This is a genomic window from Aquibium sp. A9E412, from assembly GCF_030398335.1.
In the GTDB taxonomy this organism is placed as follows: Bacteria; Pseudomonadota; Alphaproteobacteria; order Rhizobiales; family Rhizobiaceae; genus A9E412.
On sequence record NZ_JAOAOP010000112.1, the window covers coordinates 1 to 5,693 of the forward strand.

At 72.1% G+C, this 5,693-nt stretch carries 4 protein-coding genes; all 4 read right to left on the minus strand.

Annotated features, from left to right (window positions below; all coding sequences use genetic code 11):
* Positions 1–411: 411 nt before the first annotated feature.
* The 4 genes from N1F89_RS20105 to uvrA all read right to left on the minus strand — a co-directional run bounded on the left by N1F89_RS20105 (position 412) and on the right by uvrA (position 4,879).
* Entirely contained in the window at positions 412–1,335 is a 924-nt protein-coding gene (locus tag N1F89_RS20105; RefSeq protein WP_290086244.1) for a CAP domain-containing protein, read from the minus strand.
* Between the two features lie 80 nt (positions 1,336–1,415).
* Positions 1,416–1,658, minus strand: coding sequence for a hypothetical protein (locus tag N1F89_RS20110; protein WP_290086245.1), 243 nt, complete (start codon positions 1,656–1,658; stop codon positions 1,416–1,418).
* Positions 1,627–1,950 (minus strand): DUF4258 domain-containing protein, encoded by a 324-nt coding sequence (locus N1F89_RS20115; protein ID WP_290086247.1) that lies wholly within the window; start codon positions 1,948–1,950, stop codon positions 1,627–1,629. The genes N1F89_RS20110 and N1F89_RS20115 overlap by 32 nt, the downstream gene beginning before the upstream one ends.
* Positions 1,951–1,954: 4 nt before the next feature.
* The gene (gene uvrA / locus N1F89_RS20120) at positions 1,955–4,879 is read right to left on the minus strand and encodes an excinuclease ABC subunit UvrA (RefSeq protein WP_290086248.1); all 2,925 of its coding nucleotides are present in this window, start codon (positions 4,877–4,879) and stop codon (positions 1,955–1,957) included.
* Between the last annotated feature and the right edge of the window lie 814 nt (positions 4,880–5,693).

The window sequence follows — 5,693 nt, forward strand, 5'->3', positions numbered from 1 at the left end:
ACGGCGCGGCAGGGTGCGGCCGGCGGCGGCGAAGGGCAGCGCGCCGGACGCCGCCGGAGCTGCCGGGCCGGCCCGCCGGGCTTCGGCGGCGGCCAGCCCGGCCATGGCGACCAAGAGGGCGAGCACGCGCTTCAGCGCCGCGCGGTTGCGTTCGATTGCCAGGGTCCAGTCCATCGCCGTCTCCTGCGGTCGGGGCGGCGGGATTGTAGGCGCGGCGGCAAGGGGCGGGGACAAGGCGAGGCGCGGGGGCGGTGCGCCGCGTCGCGGCGCGTGTGCCGGCGGCGCGGCGGTTGCCGCTTCGGCCGAAACGCCGGCGCCGACCTGCCGTTCACGGACGCGCAGATCGGCGCCATGTTCTCGTTCCGACGCGGTTGCGGATGGCGGACCGGTTTTCCCTTTGCTGGAAACGCTTCAGTCGCCGGCGAGGATGGCGAGCGCGATCTTGCTGCCGCCGCCGTCGGCGGCGATGGCCAGGCCGATCGCCGTCAGCCCGGCGCGCGTCAGCGTGCCGCCGGCGCCGTCGCGCCAGCGGTCGAGGAAGTGGTCGACGTCGGCGTCGGTCGCCGTGGTGCCGCAGCCGCCGCAGCGCGCAAACAGCACCTCGTAGCGCCGCCACGGCAGGTCGGCCGGCAGGCCGGACAGCGGCGCGAGGTCGTCAAGCGCGACGCCGGCCAGGTCGCCCGCCGGCAGCACGGCGGCGGCATGCGCGACCAGGGCCGGGGCGGCCGACAGCGGCGGGGCGTCGCCGCGCAGGGCATTGATGCGTGCGACGGCGTGTGCCGTCTGGGCGGCCGGATCGAGCGGCTGCGGCGGGCCGGCGCCGGGCTGCGCCGGCGCGGTGCCCGGCCCGGCGAAGGTCTCAACCGCGTAGCGGCGGCCGGCGTCGTTCCAGGCGATGGCGAAGCCGTAGTCCGACAGCCCCTCGGCGAGGATGTTGGCGCGGTGGCCGGGACTTTCCATCCAGCCGGCATGCAGGTCCTCGACCGCCGCCGGGCCGGGCGGCAGCGGGCAGCCGGTGCAGCGCGCGATGTTCTCGCGTACCACGCGCCCGGCGGCGCCGCCGGCGGCCAGGAAGCGGTCGCGCGCCGTCGCGCCGTCCGGCGAGACGTGCGCGTAGTAGCCGCGCGCGGCCATGTCGCGGGCATGCGCCGCGGCGGCCTCGACCAGGCTGTCGGCGAGCGCCAGCGGCGCGCGGCCGCGCGCGGTGCGGGCGGCGTTGACCAGCGCGAGGCTTTGCGTGCGCAGCCGCTCGGCGTCGGCCGGGGTGGACGGCTGCGCGGCCGCGCCCGGTGCGGCGAGCAGGAGGGCGAAGAGAAGGCAAGGAATCAGACGCATGCGTATTCCGGATGAACCCCGTTCGCGGCCGGTCGGTTCCGTCGCCGGCGGTCGGCCCCTGGCGCGGCTAAGCGTCCATCTCATGCCACCTTGGTGAGCTCGAAGATTTCCCCGTGGCGGGCCGCGGCGGCGATGTCGCCGCGCCTCAGGGCGCTGCGCACTTCGTCGAGCTTCAGCGCGTCCTCCGCCGAAAGATAGGGACCCCAGCTGGTCGGGTCGTCGGTTTCGTAGATCAGCGTCACGGGAACCTTGGCGACATAGCCGCCTTCCTCGACGAGCCGTATGACCTCTTCATGCCTTGCGTCGGATCGTGAACTGCTCATCCCACTTCTCCTTGTCAGGCAGATAGACCGTCACGAGAACGGCATGAACCGCATTCTCATCGATCATACCCCAGACGGCATGGATCGGGCCACCCGGCAGTATGTGCCTCGCCAGAAGAGATGGTCCCATCCGGCCGCTTTCGTAGGTTTCGATGACGAACCAGGTCGCTACGCTTGCCAGGACATCCGACAGCAACAGGCCTCGTTCATCCAGCCGCCCTTGTGCATGATCGGAAACCCTGAACGCGCCGCTCTCGATTCGCCTGCGTATCCGATCGGCGAGATTGCCCACCCTGCTACTCCGCCGCCTCGGCCTTCTTGCGTCCCGGCCGGCGGGCGAGCAGCTCCTTGAGGAAGCGGCCGGTGTAGCTGCGGGGTTCGGCCATCACGTCGTCGACCGAGCCGGCGACGACCAGCTCGCCGCCGCCGTCGCCGCCTTCGGGGCCGAGGTCGAGCACCCAGTCGGCGGTCTTGATGACCTCCAGATTGTGCTCGATGACGACCACGGTGTTGCCCTGGTCGACGAGCGAGTGCAGCACCTCCAGCAGCTTGGCGACGTCGTGGAAATGCAGGCCGGTGGTCGGCTCGTCGAGGATGTAGAGCGTGCGGCCGGTGGCGCGCTTCGACAGCTCCTTGGCCAGCTTGATGCGCTGCGCCTCGCCGCCCGACAGGGTGGTCGCCTGCTGGCCGATATGGATGTAGCCGAGGCCGACGCGGGCCAGCGTCTCCAGCTTGTCGCGCACCGCCGGCACGGCGGCGAAGAAGGCGACGCCCTCCTCGACGGTCATCTCCAGCACGTCGGCGATCGACTTGCCCTTGAAGGTGACCTCCAGCGTCTCGCGGTTGTAGCGCTTGCCGTGGCACACGTCGCAGGTGACGTAGACATCGGGCAGGAAGTGCATCTCGATCTTGATGACGCCGTCGCCTTGGCAGGCCTCGCAGCGGCCGCCCTTGACGTTGAAGGAGAAGCGGCCGGGCTGGTAGCCGCGCGCCTTGGCCTCCGGCAGGCCGGCGAACCAGTCGCGGATCGGCGTGAAGGCGCCGGTGTAGGTGGCCGGGTTGGAGCGCGGCGTGCGGCCGATCGGGCTCTGGTCGATGTCGATGACCTTGTCGAGATGCTCCAGCCCGTCGATGCGGTCGTGCTCGGCCGGCTGCTCGCGCGAGCCCATGATGCGGCGCGAGGCGGCCTTGTAGAGCGTCTCGATGAGCAGCGTCGACTTGCCGCCGCCCGACACGCCGGTGACGCAGGCGAAGGTGCCGAGCGGGATCTCCGCCGTCACGTCCTTGAGGTTGTTGGCGCGCGCGCCGACGACGCGGATGCGCCGCCGGCCGTCGACCGGGCGGCGCTCGGCCGGCAGCGGGATCGCCATCTCGCCGGTCAGGTAGTGGCCGGTCATCGAGGCGGGGCTGGCCATGATGTCGGCCGGCGTGCCGGCGGCGATGACGCGCCCGCCATGCACGCCGGCGGCCGGGCCGATGTCGACGACGTGGTCGGCGGCGAGGATGGCGTCCTCGTCGTGCTCGACGACGATGACCGTGTTGCCGAGGTCGCGCAGGTGCTTGAGCGTGTCGAGCAGGCGGTCGTTGTCGCGCTGGTGCAGGCCGATCGACGGCTCGTCGAGCACGTAGAGCACGCCGGTCAGGCCGGAGCCGATCTGCGAGGCGAGGCGGATGCGCTGGCTCTCGCCGCCCGACAGCGTGCCGGAGCTGCGCGACAGGGTGAGGTAGTCGAGGCCGACGTCGTTGAGAAAGCGCAGCCGCTCGCGGATCTCCTTGAGGATGCGCGCGGCGATCTCGTTCTGCTTGTCGTTGAGGGCCTCGGGCAGGGTCTCGAACCAGCCGCCGGCCTGGCGGATCGACATCGCCGTGACGGCGCCGATGTGCAGGCCGGCCACCTTGACGGCGAGCGCCTCGGGCTTGAGCCGGTGGCCGGCGCAGGCCGGGCAGGGCGAGGCCGACATGTAGCGCTCGATCTCCTCGCGCATCCAGGCCGACTCGGTCTCCTTCCAGCGGCGCTGCAGGTTGGGCACCACGCCCTCGAAGCTCTTGCTCGTCTGGTAGGCGCGCAGGCCGTCATCATAGGTGAAGGTGACCTTGTCGGCGCCGGTGCCGAACAGGATCGCCCGGCGCGCCGCCTCGGGCAGCTCGCGCCAGCGCTGCGACACCTTGAAGCCGTAGACGCGGCCGAGCCCCTCCAGCGTCTGCACGTAGTAGGGCGAGGTCGACTTGGCCCACGGGGCGATGGCGCCCTCGCGCAGCACCGCGCCATGGTCGGGCACCACCAGGTCGGGGTCGATGGCGCGCCGGCTGCCGAGACCGTCGCAGGTCGGGCAGGCGCCGGCCGGATTGTTGAAGGAGAACAGCCGCGGCTCGATCTCCGGGATGGTGAAGCCGGAGACCGGGCAGGCGAAGCGCTCGGAAAACAGCAGCCGCTCATGCGTCTCGTTCTTCGACTTGTTGGCCGCCTCGCCGGCGACGGCGGCGGCCGGCAGCGGCCGGTCGGCGAACTCGGCGACCGCCAGGCCGTCCGACAGTCTTAGGCAGGTCTCGATGGAATCGGCCAGCCGGGTGGCCAGGTCGGGCCGCACGACGACGCGGTCGACCACCACGTCGATGTCGTGCGTGTACTTCTTGTCGAGCGCCGGCACGTCGCCGATCTCGTAGAAGGCGCCGTCGACCTTGAGGCGCTGGAACCCCTTCTTCTGCAGCTCGGCCAGCTCCTTGCGGTACTCGCCCTTGCGCCCGCGCACCACCGGCGCCAGCATGTAGAGCCGCGTGCCCTCCTCGAGGCCGAGCACGCGGTCGACCATCTGGCTGACCGTCTGGCTCTCGATCGGCAGCCCGGTGGCCGGCGAGTAGGGCACGCCGACGCGGGCGAACAGAAGCCGCATGTAGTCGTAGATCTCGGTCACCGTGCCGACGGTGGAGCGCGGGTTCTTCGAGGTCGTCTTCTGCTCGATGGAGATGGCCGGCGACAGCCCGTCGATCTGGTCGACGTCGGGCTTCTGCATCATCTCGAGGAACTGGCGGGCATAGGCCGACAGGCTCTCGACATAGCGACGCTGGCCCTCGGCATAGATGGTGTCGAAGGCGAGCGACGACTTGCCGGAGCCGGACAGGCCGGTCATCACGATCAGCTTCTCGCGCGGCAGGTCGAGGTCGACGTTCTTGAGATTATGCTCGCGCGCGCCGCGGATGGAGATGGTCTTGTGGTCGGGCATGACCGGGGCGATGCCTCGTGTGGTTCAAGGTGACGGCGCGGCCCGGCGGCGCGGCGCGCCACCCGCGCCGGCGGGCCAGCCTCCATGTAGGTGCCGGCGCGGCGGCGTCGAGTGGCCGGCGCGGGGCTCGCGCGTTTTCCCGCGTTTTGCGGCCGAGGGCAAGGCAAAAGAACGAAGGTGGAACACGCTGCTGACAGCGGCTGTGGACAAGCGGCGCCGGCGGGGCGATCACATTTGGCGACGGCGGCGCGATGGCGCTTGACGGCGGCGGCGGCCGGGCGCAGGCTGACGACGGTCGCCCGCGGCTCGCCGCGGCCGCCACCGTCCGGCGGAGCGCCGGCGCCCGCGGCATAACAGCCGCGGCAGCGCGGCGCTCCTGCGGGGCCGGCCCGGCGCCAGCGCCGCGGGCGGTCCGGCAGGCCGGCGTGGGCCGGCGGGAGCGACGCTCCGCCGCACGCCCGAGGCGGGCGCGGCTCGAGCGCGAGCCGGCGACCGGAAACGGCAACCCGGGAGGGAGGCATGACTCCACCTGACAGTCCGTGCGGGCTCCGTCGCTGACGGAGCCACGGCCGGGGCGGCCCGGGCGCACGCGCGTTCGCAGCCGCCGGCCGATCACCAACATCGCTGAGACGTTCTGACGGGGCCTGCCATGGCGCATGCCGGACGCAGCCCCGCATTGTAGCCGGTCATTCACCCCGGCACGAAGGGCACGGCCCGACAAAAGCCCCGCGCGCTCGCCACGGCGAAGCGGCGGGGCGTTTTCTTGCGCGGGGATGGGGACGTGCGGGCGATGCGCCGGCGCGGGGACCCCCCC